The following is a 466-nucleotide window of genomic DNA, read 5'->3' on the forward strand; positions in this document are numbered from 1 at the left end:
ACGATGCTGATGCCAGGGGTCACCCGCATCACATCATCGATGCCGTGCAGGCCGAAGTCATCCATCTCGGCGCGGGTGATCACGCTGATGGTCTGCGGCGTCTGCACTGCCGTGTCCGTAGGCATGACGGCTCGCAGATGCGCGGGATCGCTCATCTCGCCCTGCACCACGAACACGTTGCGGCCGGCCGGATGCTCGGCGGTCTGCGCGCTCAGCAGCACATGGAGAGCGAGCGCGCGATGTGGCATGCGGCCATCGCACATGAGCTGCGTACTCCGGTGACGATCCTGCGCGGCCGCCTGCAGGGACTGGCCGAGGGCGTGTTCCATCCGGACGATGATGACGACGGCTGAGGGCCGCAGGGAATCGCCGGGCACGCCCCGGCGCTACATCGTGCTTATGTGCACTCGTCGGTCCACATCATCTCGGCGATCGGGCGCAGTGCCTTGCACTCCTGCGTCATCTC

3 pseudogenes are annotated in these 466 nt (G+C 66.3%); 1 reads left to right on the forward strand and 2 read right to left on the reverse strand.

Going from position 1 to position 466, the window contains the following annotated elements:
- Together ABGA94_RS03885 and ABGA94_RS03890 are read right to left on the reverse strand one after the other, a co-directional pair.
- Nucleotides 1–113: pseudogene (locus ABGA94_RS03885) on the reverse strand (TonB-dependent receptor plug domain-containing protein); the annotation flags it as partial.
- Nucleotides 96–224, reverse strand: a pseudogene (locus ABGA94_RS03890) (XVIPCD domain-containing protein); the annotation flags it as partial. The pseudogenes ABGA94_RS03890 and ABGA94_RS03885, both read right to left, overlap by 18 nt.
- On the opposite strand from ABGA94_RS03890, the pseudogene ABGA94_RS03895 reads away from it, so the two are divergent.
- Nucleotides 216–338 (forward strand): annotated as a pseudogene (locus ABGA94_RS03895) (histidine kinase dimerization/phospho-acceptor domain-containing protein); the annotation flags it as partial. The pseudogenes ABGA94_RS03890 and ABGA94_RS03895 overlap by 9 nt on opposite strands.
- Nucleotides 339–466: the final 128 nt, after the last annotated feature.

The organism is Stenotrophomonas sp. 3diitr2024 (assembly GCF_042136455.1).
Taxonomy (GTDB): domain Bacteria; phylum Pseudomonadota; class Gammaproteobacteria; order Xanthomonadales; family Xanthomonadaceae; genus Stenotrophomonas; species Stenotrophomonas sepilia.